This is a genomic window from Paenibacillus macquariensis (genome assembly GCF_900156375.1).
GTDB classification, from domain to species: Bacteria; Bacillota; Bacilli; order Paenibacillales; family Paenibacillaceae; genus Paenibacillus_AQ; species Paenibacillus_AQ macquariensis.
Genome location: NZ_FTNK01000013.1, coordinates 89,922 through 110,397 on the forward strand (window position 1 = coordinate 89,922; position 20,476 = coordinate 110,397).

Genomic DNA, 20,476 nt, shown 5'->3' on the forward strand with positions numbered 1-20,476 from the left:
TTAGAAGAACTCACATGAGGTGAACTAGATTTTTGGTCGAAATATCGATATGATAATACAAGATATTTGATATAAAGGAGTGAAACACGTATTTATGAAAAAGAAACATGTATTCATGCCGTTAATTACGCTTATTACTGCTGCTCTATTGTTAAGTGCTTGTGGTAACAAGCCGACCAATGAGCCTGCAACCGATCAAACAACAGGAAGTAACACAGAACAAACAACACCTGACAAGCAGACTCCACCAGCAGAAGAAACACCTACTCAAACAACAAAGAGTTGGGACAACCCTCCAGCTATGGAGATCGACAGCACGAAATCCTATGCAGCTGAAGTTACAACGAACAAAGGGACTTTCACTATCGAGCTTTATGCTAAGGATGCACCTAAGACCGTCAACAACTTTGTGTTCCTAGCTAAACAAGGTTTCTACAACGACGTTATTTTCCATCGAATTATTGAGACCTTCATGATACAGACTGGAGATCCACAAGGTACTGGTGCAGGTGGACCTGGATATCAATTCGAAGATGAGAAGACTACCTATAAATATGAGCCAGGTACTGTAGCTATGGCTAACGCAGGACCGAATACAAATGGAAGCCAATTCTTCATCTGTACTGGTGCAGATAGTGATTTCCTAAACAGTCAGCCTAACTACACCATCTTCGGTAAAATCACGAACGGAATGGATGTCGTGAATAAGATTGCTGCTACACCTGTTGAAGCAGGTATGAGCGGTGAAGTGAGCTCCCCAACCGAGAAGGTTCAGATTCAAGATGTTAAGATTACTGAGAAATAAACCACTCTGTTTGTTGTCATAAAAGACCGCGTCATCCTGTCACAAGGATCACGCGGTCTCTTTGATTGTGTTACTTATTCAGGTTATCCGCTAAATACTTTACAATCCCATCGTCGGAGTCTTGAGAATACTCCCATACCATGACACCAGCTAATTTGTTATCTCTAACATATTTAACTTTTGCCTCCAGGGCTTCTTCATCTTCATAGGTTATAAACGTATTACCATCATATAAAAAGGCTGTCTTCGCTGTATCATCAAAGTACCGCTTAAATCCACCTTGGTCTACATACTTCTCTTGTATCGTCTTGTAGCTTAAATCTACCTTATCGATATTGATCGGTTTACCTAAGGCAAATGCAGCATCCTCATTCGTGGCGCTCTTCACATTCTCCCATCCATAAGAATACGCGGGAATTCCTAATAGCAGCTTGCTAGGATCAATATCACGCTCTAAATATAAGTTAATAATACGATCAACGCTTGTTCTGCTCTTCTTATTCTTGTCTAAGAATAAATTCGAATTATATCCTGTCGTATCTGACCAAGCTCCCGTTAAGTCATAACTCATGACATTAATGAAATCGACATACTTTTCTACTTTTTTAACCTCAACGTTTTTGAAATACCAATCTTCGTTCCCAGCAGCAAAACTCAAATAATAATTTTTATTTTTACGAGGGAGTCTATCCAATTTTTCTTTCAGTTCTTTCATCAGATTGGTAAAGTTAATCGTATCTTTGGGGCTAGCTTTCGTCGTATTCCACGAATCAAAAGCTGGATACTCCCAGTCTATATCGATCCCATCTAGATCTAATTCTTTCACCATAGCGAGAATACTTTCAGTAAAAGAGTACCGATTCCCGTCCATGGAAGCATCGGAGAACCCATCTGCTTTATAACCACCAACGCCCAGTATAAAGCTCGTCTTTTTATTGTTTTCTTGTAGCTTCTTTATGTTTTCTTTAATGACCTCATTTTTAGCAGGGTCTAGATCAAAATATATATTTGTTTTATCGATTTTGGCGAAGGCAATAATAGCGATATCGACGTTCTTCCCTTTTAAATCGATATCTTTAAAGTCTTTCCAGATGGGTATGTACACGGAGGTTACCTTCTTGTCTGAATAAATAGTATCGTAGAAGTAGATTCCCATACCTACAACTAATAGAGCTACGAAGGCTTTTGTAAAAAGACTTATTTTGATCATGTTAACTTTTCCCTCCAAATAGCACTTGTGTCACATATTTATTTAGGTTTAGAACTTTAACCGTGACATAACTTATTGAGAAAATAACCGCTACATTAAAGATAAGGCTACATGTGGTTTCAAATAAATTCGCTTCTATCGCTGCTCTCTTCGATACAAGTATCTCCACTAACAAATGAATGAGATAAATACTAAAGCTCGCTTTCGAGACCGAACTAATTATTTTTTTGACTTTATAATTAAGCTTCTCACTAATAACCGTTTCTTTATCTTGAAAATAAATAAATATTCCTACAGCCATACAATATGTGGTGATCGAGTAATTTCCGTAGAACATCTCATCTAGCACGCCACTATAAAAGGATGCAAAATACGTAGCTACTGGTGTTATAAAAAAAGATATGATGCCTAAGTTAAAGGAAATATTTTTAATTTTAATCGATATCTGATAGTTGTAGAGATAATAGCCTAATATAAAATAACCTAGATAACCCATGAATAAAGGGATATTCGTTATGGGTATACTGATATATTCAGAGGTTACTCGGAATACAACGTCAGAGATAAATTTATATACCACACTTATTAAGAACCAGCACAGTAGATAATACCTCAAATCCTTTTCACTGCACGCTTTTACTAGCTTACTAATTAATGGAACAGTTATGTATATCGCAATGATGGCATAAAGAAACCATAAATGAACATAATTTCGATCGTATATCAAACCATTTGCAAAATGAACGAGAAACCCATAAACACTCATACCGCTCTTCAGAATAAAGTATTGCGTGTAAATGGCATATATTAAGGACCAGCTAAGTAATGAAATGATTAAAGGAAGCACTTTTTTCAAATAAAAATGTCGGTATGATTTCACTTCAACTCTAAGAATCATCGAGCCACTAATCATAAAAAACACCGGAACGGCAAATCTCGAGATGGAATTAAAAAAATTGCTGATCCACCATGATGTTGTATTGAAATCATTTGTCCTTGTAAGCAAGTCCGCCGTGTAATGCAATATGATGACGGCTACGATGGACAATATTCTTAGTATATCTATGAAAATAATTCGTTTATCTTTTAGTATATGACTCATATAAACCTCCCGTAATCGTAGTTTTCATATATTTAAAGTAGGAATTAACTGATGCTTGAAACGCCTTTTCTCTCAACGAATCCCCAGCCCTCGTCGTTGTCAAAGTACTTAAATGTGCCTACGATATTCATATAAAGAAGCAAATTTCGATAAGTCAGTAATTCAAATTGGCTAAAGACAAACATACGAATATAATCTCTTAATGAATAATTACTTCCGTACTTTTTACATAGGATCAATGACACTCCAATTTGTAGCGCATTAATGAGAAGAACCGACGACATAAGGATGATCACTTGCGATAAGTTTGTACCTAGAAAGCATGCTTGTATGAGATAAAAAATCGTTGTAAATGCCGTTAGTGTGCCTAGAACAAATCCATCTATCGCAAAAAAGATGCTGACTCCAAAACTAAACTTTCGTGATAATTTGGACCAATAGATTAGAATACAATCGACATAGGCTTTTTGCCAACGTATTCTTTGTTTATAGAAGTTCGTTATATTCTCTGGGCATTCCGTGTAACATACTGCTTCTGGTGCATAGACAAGCTTCTTATTTAAGTTATTCGCCTTAATGTACTCATGAATTTTGAGGGTGATATCAATATCTTCCCCTACCGTGCTTCTAAACCCGTTTACGTCAACCAGGATACTTTTATAAAAAGCACCGAATGCCCCTGAAATAACAACAATTGAATTAAATGCAGATTGTGTTAGTTTTCTACAATAGAAACCATGTATGTAACTGATAACTTGGCTTTTAATAATGCCTTTACCCGTAAATTTATCTAGGATAACGCCGTCCTTCTTCTCAGCCCCTTGTACGATTTTGACAGTACCACCTAATGCGATTACCTTGTCATCATGGAAATATTGATTCACATATTTAAGCGAATTAATCTCTAACATGCTGTCTGCGTCTAACGTAATAACAATATCAGAATTTGCACAATCGATACCGGCGTTGAGGGAATCTGCCTTTCCTCCATTGAATTTGTCGATTACATAAATATTGTCGTATTTCTCCGAATGATATATCCCTTTAATCGCCGCATAGGTAAGCTTACCATCTGCTTCTCGATCACTTATGGTTAGATCTAAAAGCTCGTTTAATTTATCAAGCGTCTGATCCTTTGAACCATCATTAATGATGATGACTTCATAGTTGCTGTAATTTAAGCCCTCCATTGCATCTATACAATTCTTAATGGTTAGCTCCTCGTTGTAAGCAGGTACTAGAACGGAGATCGTCTTTTCTGAAAGATCGATATTTAATGGCTTAACTTTACTTGCAAATAAGGGGATAATCGTGTAAATAATTTGAAAACCAATAAAAATAAATGTAGATAAGTAAAAAAAGTACTGCATGGACTCACTCCTTTTTCTCTAATTTGAATCTAAGTATGATTAAACATATTTACCATTAACTCCCTTTTTAGTCTAATTAATTATAAATGATAGTAAATAAAGTTAAAAATAGCAACCATTGAAAGCGTTATTTTCAAAACTTTCTGAAAATATACTTATTTTTGCTATTAATCAGCATACAATCATTTACATTTTATGTGGTGAATGTGATCTAAAGTCGTGTTTTTCTTACGAAAATAATAAAAATAGGCAATGATGGTGAATTCACCATCATTGCCTATTTCTATTTCCTAATCATACGCCAGGACTTTAATCATTGATCAAGTCCCACGTTTCATATTCTTTCCGTAATAGATTTCATCCATTTCTTCCGTTATCCTCTTCGTAATCTTCTCTTGTTCCCCTGCATCTAGCGTTACTTTGGTGTATCCAAAGAGATAGTTATCTAGATCAAATGCTTTAAGCTTACACTTGGTATGAAATATGTTCTCTTGATATACGTTAACATCGATCATATCATATTGCTCTTGCACTTCTTCTGGGATGTAATTCTGAATGGAGTTAATATCGTGATCAATGAATAACTTGTGTCCGCTAATGTCTCGTGTGAAACCTCGAACTCGGTAATCTATCGTCATAATGTCCGTATCGAACGAGTGAATGAGATAATTGAGTGCTTTAAGAGGAGAAATTTCCCCGCACGTAGATACGTCAATATCTGCTCGAAATGTACTAATACCCTCATCAGGATGGTACTCAGGATAGGTATGAACCGTAATATGGCTTTTGTCCAAATGCATCAGCACCGTCTCTGGTAATGGTCCTGGTGACTCCTGAAACGAACTTGTTGGCGCTGTTTCTACGGGTCCTTCTGACACCAGCATAGTTACACTCGCTCCTTGCGGGAAATAATCCTGTTTCGCAATGTTGAGTACGTGTGCACCAATGATGTTAGATACGGTCTGTAGAATAGTAGTTAAACGATCTGCATTATATTGTTCATCAATATATTCTAGATAAGCTTCGCGTTCTTCTTTCGTTCTGGTATAACAAATATCATACATATTGAAACTTAGGGATTTCGTCAGGTTATTGAAGCCATGCAATTTAATCGTTTGTTCTGGTGTGATCTTCATACGTCAATTCTTCCTCTCGTTGTTCCAACATTCGAACTCTAACATAGTTTTTTGTATTCGAAGTGAACTGGTAATAAAACTTGCTGCTTAACTGTCTTTACCCATTATAGTCAAAATAAACACATCACCATAGAGAAGACTTGTTCCCTTCAGAGAAATGAAATTATGATTTGAATTTATGTTGATGTATATACATATATTCTAGTTCTACCGGATAGCCGGAGATATCCCCTTTCATTAGGATTATCTCTGGCTTTTGTACTTGATACGTCATATGAACAATCTATGCTCTGCCGCTTAGAAAGTAACTACTGTCGAACCAAAAGGAGGATATCATTATGAGCCAAAACAATCGTCAAATGAAATTAGGCGTGAGCATCTCGGTCTCTCACGTCCAAAGAACCGTAATGCTAAAATTTAGGTTGAATCTTAAGCATTCTTCTCCATTTCAATATCATGCTCTGGTTCCTTTAAGAAGGGTTGATACATCATAATCGCATGGTTCTCTGTGACGAACTGATCATCGATCAGTTCATGTTGAGCATTATACTTATTACGATGAATGATATTATGCCTTATATATCCGCCCCATGGCTCAAGCGTAATCCGATGGTCTCGTTCGTATACTTCATATGTATAGGACTCCGGATTCATCGCTCTCCATTCCCCAACTAAATCGTTAGCGTCCATGTAAAGGCATAACTGATATGGAACTTCAGTATCATTACGAATCTGAAGATCTAGATAGTTATATGCACACGTTGCTCCACTTCCAAAAGGCTGTGTACGTCTTGCATCAGGAAACACGTCATAACTATGACGATGTCTCTCCGTTATCGTGAGCGAGGTATGTAACGTAATCCAATAAATGAGGTTTGAACACTGACATAATCCACCGCCTACGCCTGCTTTGAAATCGCCATAAAATAGAACCATCCCCTCCTGATAACCCTTACGCTTCGTAGGTTTCCCAATTAGTTTCCAATAAGAAAATGTCTCTCCAGGTTGAAGAACAATACCATTCAGTTTCTTAAGCGCAATCTTCATGTTGATCACTTTATTATGCTGCATCCACATATCTACATTCTTAAGCTCTCTTAACAATGGTGTGTTATGCGAACTTACAGTATGCCCAAATGGATCTAGAGATATCTTCTTAGCGTATCTTTCTTTACCCAAGATCCACTTTATATATCTTCGAGTGACAAAATAATGCTTCCCTACAAATAGTCTCAGTCGCGACCTTTTCTTAGGCTTCACCGATATCTCCTCCTTGGATTGTGAACATCCCATACTTCTTATAAACATACTATCTTTATATTTGGATATATTTTACCTTATATAATCTCATTTGTGGGTGTTTCTAATTAATAATTAAAAGACCCCTCAACAGCATTAAAAAAAGACTCCCCTATCTAGCAGGGAAGCCCATTCATATTATTTATAATTTATTTAGTTCGCTACACTTCTTGCTTCTCTTGCGATTTCAGTCGCTTGCACCATATGTTTCAGAGATGCAACCGTCTCTTCTATTCCACGAGTCTTCAATCCACAATCTGGGTTAATCCAGAATAATGATGGATCTAATACTTGTAGCGCTCTATCAATCATCGACACCATTTCCTCTACAGCTGGAACTCTTGGACTATGAATGTCATACACACCTAAGCCAATACCTAGCTCATATGTGGATTCTTCAAAAGTATGAATAAGTTCTCCATGACTACGTGATGTTTCGATGGAAATAACATCAGCATCTAATGCACGTATCGCATCAATCATTTCGTGGAACTCACAATAACACATATGTGTATGAATTTGCGTTGTGTCTTTTACAGTAGATGTAGATAGACGGAAAGCAAGAATGGAATCTTCTAGATAGCTATCCCACTTGTCTTTCTTCAGCGGCAATCCTTCTCGAAGTGCAGGCTCATCCACTTGAATCATTTCAATGCCAGCCTTCTCTAGCGCCTCAACTTCCTCCCTTAATGCTAATGCAATCTGGAAGGCTACTTCATTACGAGGAAGATCATCACGTACAAAAGACCAGTTCAATATCGTTAGTGGACCCGTCAACATCCCTTTGACCGGTTTGTCTGTAAGAGACTGAGCGTACACACTTTCTTTCACAGTCATTGGAGCAATGAATTCTACATCGCCGTAGATCACTGGCGGTTTCACGCAGCGTGAACCATAAGATTGCACCCAGCCATTTAGCGTAAAGGCAAACCCATTCAATTTCTCTCCGAAGAACTCAACCATATCCGTTCTTTCGAATTCACCATGAACGAGTACATCAATACCAATCTCTTCTTGAAGTTTGATCCAGATTTGAATCTGATCTTCAATGAAAGTCTCGTATTGCTCGCTATTCCAATCTCCCTTGCGGAAGCTTTGACGAGCTTTTCTGATCTCTGGTGACTGCGGGAAACTTCCGATCGTCGTTGTCGGTAGGAATGGAAGCTGCCATTTCTCTTGCTGACTAATCTGACGCTTAGCAAATACATTCTTTCTTGTCGATGGCTGTGAATTCCTATTCGCCGCAGCTTCTCGAACTTCAACCCGATTTCTTGATTGTGAAGCATTCAACGCTTCAACTGCTTTTCTGCTATTATTTAATTTCTCATCTACACCCTCATATCCATTAGAAGTTGCCACAAGAAGAACAATTTCATCTAACTTCTCATCCGCATAAGCCAAAGCTTCTTTTAACACAGGATCTAATGCTGTCTCTGGTTTCGTACTAACCGGAACATGCAGTAAGCTACAAGATGGTTGCACCACAATTCGATCATTAGGTACAAATTCAGATAGCTCTTTAAGTAATTGAAGTGGAGATTCTAGACTTGAACGCCAAATGTTACGACCGTCAATCAGACCTGCACCAAGTGTTTTGCCTTCTGGGAATCCGAATCTCTTAATCGACTGTAAATTCTGTTCTAATCCATGAACAAGATCAAGTCCAAATCCCTGAACTGGAAGTGAGATAATCTCTTCATAATGGTCGACTGCTTCAAAATACGTCTGTAACATAATATTCAACGCTGGCGCAGCTTCATTCAAAGCGGTATAAATACGACGAATTCTCTCTAGATCTACTTTCGTAGTAGATGTTACTAGAATAGGCTCATCGATTTGGACCCATTGAACACCTGCTTGTGCAAGCTCTTGTACAATTTGCGTGTAGATTGGTAAGAATTGTTCGATCTTATCATCTATTTGGTCCGGCTCATATCCTTTGGAAAGTTTCAAGAACGTGTACAATCCAACCAATACCGGTTTACCTTCAATCCCTAACTTTTCTTTCGCTTCTTGATAAGCTTTAAGAGGACGGTTCTCAGTTAACGTTGGGGCAGCCCCATTTAACTCTGGCACAATATAATGATAATTAGTATTAAACCACTTCGTCATCTCGCATGCAGCGGCACCTTTGTCTCCTCTTGCCATCGCATAATAAGTAGAGAACGGAACTACACCACCATCATACGAAAAGCGTTCTGGTACAAGTCCGAACATCGCTGAGGTATCTAATATATGATCGTAGAACGAGAAATCATTCACAGGAATAAGTTCAATTCCTTTAGCTAGTTGAAGCTTCAAATGATCTAAACGAATGTCCTCCAGTTGACTAATCAATTGCGATTCATCCAACTTACCTGCCCAGTACGCCTCAAGTGTCTTCTTCCATTCTCTATTAGCCCCAATACGTGGGTACCCTAGATTACTACTCTTTAACATGTGTACATTACGCCTCCTCATATTTAACTATATATATTCAAAAAAATATCCAAAAAGGGCATCTTCACCCTTTTATAAAAAGGATAAAGATGCCCTAGGATATACTTACTCTAGTCGCAATCTTTAACACCTCCCTATCTCCCGTAGGTACATCAGTGTTGACAAAATAGGCAGGTCTCCTGGCTCCAGAATCGTAATCCATCTGCTCTCCTTCCCGATCCCTACGATCAGTGGTTACTAAGCAGCGACTCCTCTGTTACAGTGGCGGGACCGCGCCGGTATTACACCGGACTTCCCTTTTAAGCTAAAGTTAGTTCAACTAAAGCACCTTATTTGCACAATGTTATTCTGTTTTCTTCCTGTGCATATAATACATCTTTATGTATATTTATGCAACAACTTATTTACAAATACTAGTTATCCTATGATTATAGTTGATATTAAATACGATATCAAATACAAATAACTTATACAAGATCACTCCCTAGTCCACTCAAAAACTGCTAAAATAGTATAGTTGGTAGTACATATTAGGAGGATAAGAATACATCATGCGCTATTTACATCAAGTCAAAAAGGGATGGAATGATCTTTCCCTCAATATTAAATTGTTCTTTCTAGCAAATGTATTATTTCAGATCGGAGGCGGAATGTTCTCCGTCTTATATAATCTCTACATCCAAGACCTTGGTTATGAAGATGCCATGACTGGAAAAGTTGTAGGTATTCAGTCATTAGCTACAGCTCTCATGTTCATTCCTGTTGGCCTTCTTGGAGATCGGACGAGCCGCAAGAAACTACTCATCATTGGAGCTATGTTTAGTGGATTAGCTTTTATCGGTCGATCCTTCTTCGATTCGGAGTTCAGCCTATTATCACTTGCTGTCGTCTCTGGCTTATTCGCTTCCATCTTTCAAGTGTTGGCTATTCCATTCCTTGCTGAGAGTATTCCTATGAAGCAGAGACTACGTATTTTCAGTTATTATTCTTCTCTCGTCCTTGCATCACAAGTACTAGGTAGTATGGGTGGCGGCATGTTAGCCGACCTCTTCCAAACATTCGGTATGAGCCGTATTTCTAGTCTGCAAATCGTTCTGGCTGTAGGTGGCGTAGCTACTTTTGCAGCATTCATTCCATTACTATTCATCATTGAAGCTACACGAAAAGTTAAATCCAAAGAGAACCTTGCCACAACAATAGATCAACCATTAAAAACTGTTTCTAGGAACTTGAAATCAGATTATACAATGATAGGTCAGTTTGCACTCGTCCAGCTTATTATCGGTATTGGTTCTGGACTTGTTATTCCTTACTTGAATTTGTATTTCACCAACCGGTTCACTGTATCCCTTAGTGCCGTGGGTTTACTTATCTCACTTGGACAGATTATGACGATTGTATCTATGTTAATCGGTCCATCTTTAGCTGCAAAAGTTGGTTCTGTGAAGGCCGTGGTGTGTTTTCAATTACTCTCCCTTCCATTCCTTCTTATAACTGGTTTTACGAATCTATTTGCAATTGCAGCTGTGAGCTTCTTATTCAGACAAGCATTGATGAATGCAGCCAATCCTATCCAGTCTTCCGTCTTGATTGATCGTGTATCTGATTCTAGCCGAGGCATAGCCAATTCCATTACCCAGACTGCATTTATGCTCGGATGGGCATTCATGGGACCTATTCAATCCTACTTTGTTACGACTTACGGTTATTATTGGGGATATGCCGTCACTTTCAGCATCACAGGTGTGTTATATGTCAGTGCCGCCGCCCTTTATTACACAATGTTTAGGAAGCCACGTCTACAACCAAACACCGACACATTACTTACCGACTAATTTCCCAAATTAAAGGGGCATCTCTTAGCCATATATGACTGAGAGACGCCCTTTACTTTTACCTTTCATTCAATCCAAGTACCCATTATTCCTCAAACAACTCGTTCACGCTTGCCGAACACAAATAAATCGAACGATATAACTCCACATCGCCAATATATAGTGTATGACCAAAGGGGGAATGGCGGATGAACAATCCTCATTGCACTCACCCTAGCCGGCAGCCGTGAAGCCTACAGTGAGTTATACGAAATAACCATTCAGGATGTTTACAAGACCGTTCATTTCCTCATTGGAGATCCATTTGATGTAGATGATATCGCTCAGGAGATTTACATTCAAGTTCATAGGTCCCTTCCTCAATTTGACGTAAGCAGACCCTTTCGTCCTTGGTTAATGGGTCTCGTCATTCGGCAAATTCATGCTTATCGAAGAAAGAGATGGACGCATCTCCGGACAACTAAAAAAGCCGAAGGATATGAACAAGGCATGGCCTATGATTTCACTCATGAAGTCGTGGATAAATTGTCGAATCATTCGCTACTAATGAATGTTGAACATCTCCCCTACAAGTTGAAGCAAGTCGTGATTTTACATTATTTAAGCGAATATTCGCAAGAAGAGGTGGCTAACATCTTACGAATTCCTCTTGGAACCGTGAAATCTCGTATTCATGCAGCCTTACAGAAACTACGTCACAAACAGAAAAACAATATTCTCATCACAGGAAAGGTGGAGAACCTTCATGAATCTTGAAGAACAATTACGATCAGCCTTCAAAGAAGAAACGACAGATTTATTACCTCCACCTGATCTAAAAACAAGAATAATGGATCAAGTAACCGCTAAACAAGGGGGAAGACGAATGAAGAAATGGTTACTACCCTGTATTCTAGCTACTGCTCTACTCATTCCTACAGGAGCCTATGCTGCATATAATTATCTGGCTGACTCGATCTACGGTTCGCAAGAAAATCTTACTCACATTGGGGGCACACAGCAAAAGTATGATAAGTTAGAAGTCAAACTTCAACAAGCCAAACAGATATTAAGCAAGGAAGAATTCGCGACCTTTATGCCTTTGTTGAAAGAATTAGGGGAATACAACCTGAAATTCTCAGATTCTGAAGGGGTACTTCATCCTGAACAAATGAATACTGAGGAACAAGGGAAATATACGGCGTTGACCGAGGCACTCGAGCCATTCTTCACCAAATTAAATGATACAAAAAAATCAGGTACAAACATCGTTGTTACCGACTTTTGGGCAAGCACCCTTGATAAAGCCCAGAGTACTTTCAGTGAAGATGAATTGGAGGACTACGAAGGCATTGTGATTGAATATCTGAATCAAGTCCAGAACTCCCAAGTACGGGATGAGGCAGCTATTAAGGTACTTCAACTACAGTTAAATCCTTACTTTGATAAGTTGGGCATTGTAATGACATGGTGAGATCAGCTCCATAAATAGAAGGCCTGGCTACACAAATGCAGCCAAGCCTTCTTCTACTTCCATTCTATTGTAGTCTAGATACGTACCTCAACTGTTCATCTGAAGTATTCCGCGATAACTTCTCTTAATACTACGGTCTTAATTGGCTTGCTAATATAATTATCCATTCTAGCATCCAAACACTTCTCACGATCGCCCTTCAAGGCATTTGCAGTGACAGCTATAATAATAGGACACAATTCAGGTGATATCTTCTCTCTAATAATTGCCGTTGCCTCAAATCCATTCATCTCTGGCATTTGTACATCCATGAATATAATGTCATAACGTTCATATGCCAATTGTTGAATGACTTCATGTCCATTACTCACTATTTGAGTGGTATGCCCTTGTTTCTCAAGCATTTTCTGCAATACCAGTTGATTGATTTCATTGTCTTCGGCTATTAAAATCCTCAGAGAGGGTTCAGACTCCTTATGATCAATATATATTAATCTGGTATCCGTAGCTTCAACGTTCACATGACTGTTTTTTAGATGAATCGTAAATACAAAGGTTGCACCGACTTCATCCAAATCTTCCAGAGAAATCGTCCCACCCATTAACTCCACTATTTTTTTACTAATGGCAAGACCAAGTCCGGTTCCTTCATAATTGCGTGTCATGAAATGATCCACTTGGCTAAACGGCTCAAATAGTTGCTTCACTTTATCTTGAGGGATACCTATCCCCGTATCTTTAATGACAAATTTAAGTTCTGTATCATTGTAGTTCCGCGATATTAGATCTACGTTAATCGTGATATCTCCTGAGAATGTAAACTTTACAGCATTACCGATGAGGTTCATCAACACCTGCTTCAAACGATCAGTATCCCCAATGAATGACGCTGGCACGTTCGGATTCACCCAGTAACTCATATTAAGCTTCTTCTCTCCAGCAGTAGGTGATAGTACATCTAGTATATCGGCTATACAACTTCTCACATCCACATCTTTCTCCTGTAAAATAACCTTCCCTGACTCAATTTTGGAAAGGTCCAAGATATCATTAATAATGCCTAGAAGACCATCGCCACTCTTACGAATAATCTCCAAATACTCCTTCTGTTGCGCATCAAGTTGTGTCGTCTCCAACAATAGCTCTGCCATACCAATCACGCCATTCATCGGTGTACGTATCTCATGACTCATGATCGTTAGAAACTCACTTTTGGCTTTGTTCATACTCTCTGCTGTTTCCTTCGCGATCAATAACTTCTTCTGTTCTGTAATGTCCTTGATCAGGATATAGAAACCGACATTCTCTTCATTAATAATAATAGGAACGATCGTTACCAATACATCCACACGATGACCACTTTTATGGAAGATACTCTCAATATTATTCTCAATGATCACGTCATTCATCGAATACGCAAAAATACTCTGTACATGCTGGATTCCTATAATGTTGGATATAGACAAACCTGCCATTTCATTGACACAATAACCCGTAAGTTCTTGAGCCCTAGCATTGGAATTCATGATATTCCCTTCCAAATCAAGTGAAATCACGGCATCATAGTTATATTTCTTAAGTGAGGTGTACCGTTCCAGCATCTCTTGAAGCTTCAACTCAACCATTTTTCTATCTGTTATATCTTGGACCGTTCCATTCATACGGGTAGTATTCCCATTCTCATCCAATGCAAGAACCCCACGAAGATGTAAGTAACGAACTATTCCATCTGCTTGGATATACTGGAATTCGAAACAAAGTTCGCTTCCTTCATGTAGCACCTTCGCAATGCTCTCTTTAAACCTTTGCTGCTCATCCCCATGTACAAGGTCAAGTATATCTAATGATTGTTGTCCAACTTCCTTTGCATCCCAATGATATACCTCCAGCATTTGTTCCGAGAATATCAATTGATGATGCTCAATATCCCATTCCCAACTCCCCATTAAGGCGATCCGCTGTGATTCCGCAATAATGTGCTCGCTTCTCTTGCGCTGCGTTATATCGCGACCGACCGCCATAATATTCATAACCCCGTCTTCGTTCGGACTAGCATTAAATGAACCTTCGAACCACAGATATTTTCCATTACGATGACGAACTCTAAATTGCCGAAGACCGTTTTCGAGGACGTTCTTTTGTTTCAATGCTTGCAAATCGTCAGGATATATTAAATCTATTGCATTCTTATGCAGCATTTCTTCTGGAGAATATCCTAATAGCCCCTGAATAGACGGTGAACAATATAAGCAGTGTCCATCCGGTTCACAACAATAAATAATATCCTGCGTATTCTGAGACACAAGTTGAAATAATTTCTTGGTATACAGAAGTTGTTCTTCTGCCTCTTTTTCGCAAGAAATATCAATGATATGTATTATAAAATAAAGAATTTCTCCCGTTGATTCATCCTTTAATGCTGAAATATGAACGGAGGCCCATATGATCGTTCCATCCTTATGAAGATAACGTCTTTCCAATGAACAAGACGAAGATTGCCCCCCAAATACTTGTTGTAGTTCTTTCTGCTCTAAATTCCAGTCCTCTGGAAATGTAATATCCTTTAATTTAAGCTTCATTAATTCTTCTATGGAATATCCAAATAATTGACACCATGTAGGATTTACATTAACCCATTTCCCATCTTCTGTGACCACTGCTATCCCTGTTGGAGCACTGGCAAACACACGCTCATATAAAGAATGTTGTTCCGAATGTTTACTTTGCAAAACCGGACCCTCCATTCACTTTTATTAGATCATACATATAATAATCATATTTCCGATAAAAAGCGATATATTTCACATCAGTTTCACTCGTATTATTTCCACAATTATGCAACATTTCATCTCTAAAATACGTTCCTATTATTGAGATCTATATGGAATTATTATAAGGAGGGTTCTCCTGCCATGATATTAAAAATGCGTGTTCTAAGCGGCTTACTCCTACTAACCTTACTCTCTGCTTGCTCAGGAGCATACAAGAATACAACGGTATCGCTATCCTACGAGGATAGACAAGCAGAAGCACAGCTTATCGATAAACAAGTCATTCAATCCGAGAATACATTAGGTATCCAGCTTCTTCAGGAATTTATAAAAAGCGATAAGACAAAGAATGTGATCATCTCCCCTTACAGCATTTCAACCGCATTATCCCTGGCTTACAATGGGGCTTCTAGCGATACAGCCACACAAATGGCTAAGGCGCTTGGTTGGGGTGGAACGACGTTAGAGAAATTAAATCGGGCGAATGAGCAGCAAAGAAAGCTACTTGAACATTCCGATGAGGGAGTCGAGTTAAGTATTGCCAACTCCATCTGGTATCAAGAAGGTATCGAGATCAGACCTTCCTTCCTCAATACAGGAGAGAACAGCTACAAAGCAGAGATTAATGCTGAAGACAACTTGAGTAGTTCCCGTACGCTGGATAACATCAATGATTGGGTGAAGAAGAACACACAGGATAAAATCACTAGCATACTAAGCGAGCCTTTAAGCATAGATACCTTATCCATTCTTATTAACGCTATCTATTTCAAGGGAACCTGGGAACATCCCTTCTCAGAGGATTTTACTGAGGCGCGTCCCTTCACAATGGGAGATGGTTCCATACAGAACGTACAAATGATGCAACAGACTCACGACTTTCCTTACGAAGAAACGGCAGATTGGCAAGCTATCCACCTTCCGTATGGTGATGGTCGCATGTCTATGCTCATTATCCTTCCGCGTAAACAATCAACCATAGATACATTTGTCCAACAACTTGCTAAAGATTCTTCTCCTTTGCACAAGTCATTTGAATCTAAGCATGTCCATATAAGCCTACCGCGGTTCACAGCGGACTATGCGAAGACACTAAACCAAGCACTCCAGACTCTTGGAATGAGCGATGCCTTCGATCCACGTAAAGCAGATTTCTCACAAATGTCCACGGAACCATTGTATATCAGTGAAGTACTGCATAAAACTTTTCTTGAAGTCAATGAGAAGGGAACAGAAGCCGCAGCTGTAACAGCCGTGTTAGTACCAGCAGCCGGTACTCCATCACCCCCTATTGATATGACCATAGATCGTCCCTTCTTCTTTGCGATTGAAGATACACAGACTAAGGTTTGGCTGTTTCTAGGTACGATTACCGAACCTTAAGGCTTTCTAATGCCCCTGGTGTTATCACGCATTTTAATTAATATTAGCTACTTCCCATAATTCAAATTCCCAACAGCCTATATAGCAAAAAAAACCTTAACCCATCATTTCTGATGAATTAAGGTTTTTTACTGTATATCTATCTCTATAACGTCTCTTGTAGGGTAACGCCTTCTGGCATCACGGATAGGACATGCTCTCGCACAGAATCCTTCTGCTGTAATTCTTCACAAAGAATAGCAATGATTCCTTGATCCCCACGGGATCGAATCAGACGTCCCATACCTTGTCTTAGGCGTAAGAGCATATGAGGTAGATCCACTTCTTCAAACGGAGAGGCAGAGGCATTGCGCTTCGCCATAAACACTGGATCGTTCGGAGGGAATGGGAGCGACCATATAATCACGTTCGATAAGGATGGACCAGGTACATCCAGTCCTTCCCACAGACTCACCGCACATAGCACGCTTGCTTCATTCCTCTGAAAAGCCGAGATCAGATAACTAATCTCCTGATCACCTTCATAATAAAACGGCATATCTGCGCATCTTGGATCTAGCGTAATCTGCTGTTTGAACTGTTGTAACTCTTCATGCGTACGGAAGAGGATTAGTGCCCTTCCATTCGTACGTTCCAACAATTGCCCCGCAATCTCCAACTTCTCAGCAAAAGTCCCCTGCGTTAATTTGGGCGCAAAAGCTTGCATCTGATTAGGATAATCATACGGCGAATTCACGGAGAAGGATAAGTAATTGTCCAGTCCTAGACTATCTGCTACATAATGGAATGATCCATCAACAGAAAGCGTTGCGGAAGAGAAAACAATTGGCATATTCGTATTGAATACACGTTCTTGCAACACTTCTTTAACCGCCTTCGGCATAATCGATAAGGTTAATCCATCTTCGCTATCCGTCACCCAACATATCAAAGCTTCAGAATTCTCAAAAAGACCCAATGCTTTCTGCATCATCTCAATATGTTCTTCCACAATTCGCAGTTGATAATCATCTAACGTGTATAGTTCACTTTCAAATACAAGCTCTTCCTCGATAGCCGTTAAGATACTGCGGAAATGGTGAACTGCCTGTAGAAGCGTGTCATTCAGATGAATCTGCTTCCGATCAGATCCCGGGATACTCTCACTGTGCTTCTCTAACAAATGAAACATGATTTCAGATTGATCAATCGCTTCATCAATAAGCACGGCAAGCGCTTCACGCACTTCCCCTTGTAGCAAGCGTAAAATCAACTCTTCGAATATGACATGCTTCATTTTATATCCAAGTGCTTTCATCGCAGCCGACTCTAGCAAGTGTCCTTCATCAAATACAACCGCACAATGATCAGGCAAGAGCGGAAGTTGTCCCTCACGCTTTCTTCCCTCAAATGTCCATACATGCTCCATATAGTAATCGTGTGAGCATATTACGAGGTCCGACGAATGACGATAATATTCTCTGGAAAGTGTCTGTCCACAACGGTGTCGTCTGTCACATGTGAAGCAATCCTGGAAGGAATCCCAGTTAATCTTGTGCCATTGTTCATCATTTAGATGAGGATAGTTCTTACGATCGCCGTATGCATAAAACGTCTGCATCGGTTGAGGACTATGAACAAATTCAGGTAGATTCTCGTACAAGTCTTCCCACTGTGCCCCCTGCTCGTCCTTAAATCTAGCTTCATCCAACTTCACTAGACATACATACTGATCTGGAGATTTGCCCAACCGTGCGTCAATCGCTAAGCTAAGGTGCTGAGCCAACTTGGCAATATCCCCTTCTGGCTTCACTAACTGCTCAATCAATGACTCGTCCGCACAAGCGATGATAGCCGGTTTACGAGTATACCTAGCATAACAAATGGCATACAACAAATAGACCAACGTCTTGCCTGTTCCAACCCCTGCCTCAGCAAAGATCGCTTTCTTATCTGCAAAAGCACGTTCCAATTGGAACGCCATATATATCTGTTCATCACGGACTTCAAAGCCCGCTTCTGGTAATAGTTCATAGAATACATCTGCTACCCAATCGCCAACTTGCGAAATAAAAGGCTTGGTAGGATCATGCTCAAAAGGATAACGGTCCACTATATTGTTTACCTCCATGAAGTTATATTGCAAAAAAGCCCAATATTTAAACATGAGCTAACGTTTCATTATGCCATAGGATGAAAATAAAAGCAATTAACCCCTTTAATTACACCCAATTGTTAGATTATGAATATTTCAGTTATACTATTGAAAACTAGCTATCAGCTAGCACTTACTTGGAGGATCTTTCAACATGGAAAATTGGATTACAAGTTTTATGGAACAATTCGGATATTGGGGAATTTTTCTACTGATTGCCTTGGAGAATGTATTTCCTCCGATTCCATCTGAAGTCATTCTTACCTTCGGGGGGTTTATGACAACCCATTCTGATCTGACGGTCACAGGCGTTATTGCGGTGGCAACACTTGGTTCTACGATTGGTGCCATTATTCTATATGGTGTTGGTCATCTGCTTAACGTGGATAGATTAGAAGCTATCATAGATCGATGGGGACGATATCTCCGTATAAAGAAAGAAGACATTCGTAAAGCAGACGCTTGGTTCGAGCGCTACGGTTATTGGACGGTGTTCTTTTGCCGGATGATCCCTCTGATTCGCAGTCTTATTTCAATCCCAGCAGGCATGGCTAAAATGAAGTTCTGGCTATTCCTACTTTTCACAATAGCTGGCAGTGTAATATGGAATATCGCTCTTGTAATGGTGGGTGCCGCAGTCGGAGACAATTGGGAGAACGTCGTCGAATATATGGATGTGTATTCCAATGTCGCTTATGTAATCATCGCCCTTGGTATCGTGACAGCGTTGTATTTTTGGATTCGAAGAAGTAGAAAAAAAGCGTAATCTTATAACATAAACAAACCCTATTAATGCTCTAACAATAGTACGCTACCCAGCTTATATTCGGCTAAGTAGCGTATTTACTTTACATAGTGAAAGGCCTAAGCTTTGCGTTTCTCCTGACGTGGCCACATGAAGTAACTAGCTGTAATCATCAGATCTACACCTAGGATGACACTCCAAATCTTCATCATATTCATTAGTGCCTCTGTTCGTGATGTGTCATTTACAATGTAAATAACACCTACAAGAAGACCACATCCTATTCCATAGGCTACCAAGTGCCTAACAAATCCTTTTGAATAATGCCTTGCATGCTCCATACCTGATAATTTTATAGGCGCGACAACTTGTTTTGTGACGTAATATTTAAATCGTGTATCTACCCAAGCAATCATGCTTTTACCAAAACCAATAGACACACCAATATAGACCGCTGCCAGTGCATGGGCCGTAGTCGCTATCGCTCCTTTATATAAATCAACACCTGTAACAATTAATAAGATGAGATCAATAACCGGTGTGCATGCTAATAATAGCATTCCTAACTTCTCCAACTTCAAGATATATCTACTTGTTAACCCAAGCAAGATGAATACCCAAAAGGCAATTTCACACCCTATAATCATGAACATGATCCAATTCATAGCTTAGTCCCCTTATAGCTCTTTTTGGCACGCCTAACACGTTCCTTATAATACCAATTGGCAATCCTTTTGGATACTCATGAAGTCCTTTTACATGAAAAAAAGCCTTAGAGATCAATTCATTGATCT

General features: G+C 39.3%; 15 protein-coding genes and 1 riboswitch. Of the genes, 6 read left to right on the forward strand and 9 right to left on the reverse strand.

Annotated elements, in window-relative coordinates:
• Window positions 1–94 precede the first annotated feature (94 nt).
• On the forward strand, window positions 95–805 hold the full coding sequence (locus tag BW961_RS20540; RefSeq protein WP_068591448.1) for a peptidylprolyl isomerase: 711 nt from the start codon (window positions 95–97) through the stop codon (window positions 803–805).
• A gap of 70 nt (window positions 806–875) precedes the next feature.
• Here BW961_RS20540 and BW961_RS20545 read toward each other — a convergent pair whose 3' ends face one another.
• From BW961_RS20545 to metE, 6 genes are all read right to left on the reverse strand, one after another.
• A complete protein-coding gene (locus tag BW961_RS20545; RefSeq protein ID WP_068591597.1) occupies window positions 876–2,012 on the reverse strand; it encodes a glycoside hydrolase family 18 protein in 1,137 nt (378 codons plus the stop codon).
• 4 nt (window positions 2,013–2,016) lie between these two features.
• Window positions 2,017–3,117 (reverse strand): acyltransferase, encoded by a 1,101-nt coding sequence (locus BW961_RS20550; RefSeq protein WP_068591446.1) that lies wholly within the window; start codon window positions 3,115–3,117, stop codon window positions 2,017–2,019.
• Window positions 3,118–3,161: 44 nt separating this feature from the next.
• Window positions 3,162–4,487: a glycosyltransferase family 2 protein gene (locus tag BW961_RS20555; protein WP_068591444.1), complete on the reverse strand. Its 1,326-nt coding sequence runs from the start codon at window positions 4,485–4,487 to the stop codon at window positions 3,162–3,164.
• 320 nt (window positions 4,488–4,807) lie between these two features.
• Window positions 4,808–5,623, reverse strand: coding sequence for an adenosylmethionine decarboxylase (speD, locus tag BW961_RS20560; RefSeq protein ID WP_068591442.1), 816 nt, complete (start codon window positions 5,621–5,623; stop codon window positions 4,808–4,810).
• Window positions 5,624–6,052: 429 nt separating this feature from the next.
• Window positions 6,053–6,916: a VanW family protein gene (locus BW961_RS20565; protein ID WP_068591439.1), complete on the reverse strand. Its 864-nt coding sequence runs from the start codon at window positions 6,914–6,916 to the stop codon at window positions 6,053–6,055.
• Between the two features lie 159 nt (window positions 6,917–7,075).
• The gene (gene metE / locus BW961_RS20570; RefSeq protein WP_068591437.1) at window positions 7,076–9,361 is read right to left on the reverse strand and encodes a 5-methyltetrahydropteroyltriglutamate--homocysteine S-methyltransferase; all 2,286 of its coding nucleotides are present in this window, start codon (window positions 9,359–9,361) and stop codon (window positions 7,076–7,078) included.
• Between the two features lie 152 nt (window positions 9,362–9,513).
• Window positions 9,514–9,708, reverse strand: a riboswitch (cobalamin riboswitch).
• 204 nt (window positions 9,709–9,912) lie between these two features.
• Here metE and BW961_RS20575 point away from each other — a divergent pair.
• The 3 genes from BW961_RS20575 to BW961_RS20585 all read left to right on the forward strand — a co-directional run bounded on the left by BW961_RS20575 (window position 9,913) and on the right by BW961_RS20585 (window position 12,649).
• Window positions 9,913–11,196, forward strand: coding sequence for an MFS transporter (locus tag BW961_RS20575; RefSeq protein WP_068591435.1), 1,284 nt, complete (start codon window positions 9,913–9,915; stop codon window positions 11,194–11,196).
• 195 nt (window positions 11,197–11,391) lie between these two features.
• Entirely contained in the window at window positions 11,392–11,952 is a 561-nt protein-coding gene (locus tag BW961_RS20580) for a sigma-70 family RNA polymerase sigma factor (protein WP_068591433.1), read from the forward strand.
• A complete protein-coding gene (locus BW961_RS20585) occupies window positions 11,942–12,649 on the forward strand; it encodes a DUF3600 domain-containing protein (RefSeq protein WP_068591432.1) in 708 nt (235 codons plus the stop codon). The genes BW961_RS20580 and BW961_RS20585 overlap by 11 nt, the downstream gene beginning before the upstream one ends.
• Window positions 12,650–12,744: 95 nt before the next feature.
• On the opposite strand, the gene BW961_RS20590 is transcribed toward BW961_RS20585, so the two are convergent.
• Window positions 12,745–15,378 (reverse strand): PAS domain S-box protein, encoded by a 2,634-nt coding sequence (locus tag BW961_RS20590; RefSeq protein WP_169810353.1) that lies wholly within the window; start codon window positions 15,376–15,378, stop codon window positions 12,745–12,747.
• 183 nt (window positions 15,379–15,561) lie between these two features.
• On the opposite strand from BW961_RS20590, the gene BW961_RS20595 reads away from it, so the two are divergent.
• On the forward strand, window positions 15,562–16,803 hold the full coding sequence (locus BW961_RS20595; RefSeq protein ID WP_068591428.1) for a serpin family protein: 1,242 nt from the start codon (window positions 15,562–15,564) through the stop codon (window positions 16,801–16,803).
• Between the two features lie 145 nt (window positions 16,804–16,948).
• Here BW961_RS20595 and BW961_RS20600 read toward each other — a convergent pair whose 3' ends face one another.
• Complete coding sequence (locus BW961_RS20600) at window positions 16,949–18,895, reverse strand: ATP-dependent DNA helicase (RefSeq protein ID WP_068591427.1); 1,947 nt, start codon at window positions 18,893–18,895, stop codon at window positions 16,949–16,951.
• A gap of 196 nt (window positions 18,896–19,091) precedes the next feature.
• Here BW961_RS20600 and BW961_RS20605 point away from each other — a divergent pair, with 196 nt between their 5' ends.
• Window positions 19,092–19,703 (forward strand): DedA family protein, encoded by a 612-nt coding sequence (locus BW961_RS20605; protein WP_068591425.1) that lies wholly within the window; start codon window positions 19,092–19,094, stop codon window positions 19,701–19,703.
• A gap of 98 nt (window positions 19,704–19,801) precedes the next feature.
• On the opposite strand, the gene BW961_RS20610 is transcribed toward BW961_RS20605, so the two are convergent.
• On the reverse strand, window positions 19,802–20,347 hold the full coding sequence (locus BW961_RS20610) for a hypothetical protein (protein ID WP_068591424.1): 546 nt from the start codon (window positions 20,345–20,347) through the stop codon (window positions 19,802–19,804).
• Between the last annotated feature and the right edge of the window lie 129 nt (window positions 20,348–20,476).

Bases quoted from the DNA above. Each gene is read 5' to 3' on its own strand.
- BW961_RS20550 (WP_068591446.1), bottom strand. From the start codon at position 3,117: ATGAGTCATATACTAAAAGATAAACGAATTATTTTCATAGATATACTA.
- BW961_RS20555 (WP_068591444.1), bottom strand. From the start codon at position 4,487: ATGCAGTACTTTTTTTACTTATCTACATTTATTTTTATTGGTTTTCAA.
- speD (WP_068591442.1), bottom strand. From the start codon at position 5,623: ATGAAGATCACACCAGAACAAACGATTAAATTGCATGGCTTCAATAAC.
- BW961_RS20575 (WP_068591435.1), top strand. From the start codon at position 9,913: ATGCGCTATTTACATCAAGTCAAAAAGGGATGGAATGATCTTTCCCTC.
- BW961_RS20565 (WP_068591439.1), bottom strand. From the start codon at position 6,916: ATGGGATGTTCACAATCCAAGGAGGAGATATCGGTGAAGCCTAAGAAA.
- BW961_RS20540 (WP_068591448.1), top strand. From the start codon at position 95: ATGAAAAAGAAACATGTATTCATGCCGTTAATTACGCTTATTACTGCT.
- BW961_RS20595 (WP_068591428.1), top strand. From the start codon at position 15,562: ATGATATTAAAAATGCGTGTTCTAAGCGGCTTACTCCTACTAACCTTA.
- BW961_RS20610 (WP_068591424.1), bottom strand. From the start codon at position 20,347: ATGAATTGGATCATGTTCATGATTATAGGGTGTGAAATTGCCTTTTGG.
- BW961_RS20585 (WP_068591432.1), top strand. From the start codon at position 11,942: ATGAATCTTGAAGAACAATTACGATCAGCCTTCAAAGAAGAAACGACA.
- metE (WP_068591437.1), bottom strand. From the start codon at position 9,361: ATGTTAAAGAGTAGTAATCTAGGGTACCCACGTATTGGGGCTAATAGA.
- BW961_RS20605 (WP_068591425.1), top strand. From the start codon at position 19,092: ATGGAAAATTGGATTACAAGTTTTATGGAACAATTCGGATATTGGGGA.